This window comes from Psychrobacter sp. 1Y4 (genome assembly GCF_051847555.1).
On the sequence record NZ_JBPYDE010000700.1, the window covers coordinates 1 to 646 of the forward strand.

A 646-nucleotide genomic window follows, 5' to 3' on the forward strand; every position below is an offset into this window, starting at 1 on the left:
CAAATATAAAAATCACTATACCGTAACTATTGTTTATCCTTTATTACTCGATAGTCACTGCAAGTATGCAAAACGTTTGTTTTTGATTTTTTACTCAGGTATTATCAAAAGGTTTATAGTCGGTCGATTTTAACGGCTGTCCATTATTCTGCTATCTATATTGCTTGTCTGTCAGGGACGTCAGAGAACAAAGTATCAGAACCCGAAGTCAAAAAATCCTGTCAAAAATTTATGTCAACACCCATCAGAATTTAAGGAACGTATGATGTCGAATTCTCGCCTACTATGGTCATCAATGACCGTCACTGCAGCATTGATGCTGAGTGCTTGTAGTCAACCTGCCAATGAAACTACTGATGCCAACGCTGACGCACCTGCCGCAGAAACGACTGGCAAAACCATCCGCATTGCAACCGAAGGCGCTTACCCTCCGTTTAACTATACCAATGCTGATGGTAGCTTGGCTGGTTTTGACATCGATGTTGCCAACGCTTTGTGTGACCAGATGCAAGCCAAGTGTGAAATCGTTGCTCAGGATTGGGACGGTATTATCCCAGGTCTATTGGCACAAAAATATGATGCCGTTATCGCAGGTATGTCTATCACGGCTGAGCGTCAAGAAAAAGTGGATTTCAGCGAACCGTAT

At 42.4% G+C, this 646-nt stretch carries 1 protein-coding gene; it reads left to right on the plus strand.

The genetic code is table 11. The annotated features are described in order from the left end of the window. Positions 1-262: 262 nt before the first annotated feature. Positions 263-646 (plus strand): transporter substrate-binding domain-containing protein (locus ACS8FC_RS18410; protein WP_439297852.1); only part of this gene is annotated, 384 nt, incomplete at its 3' end.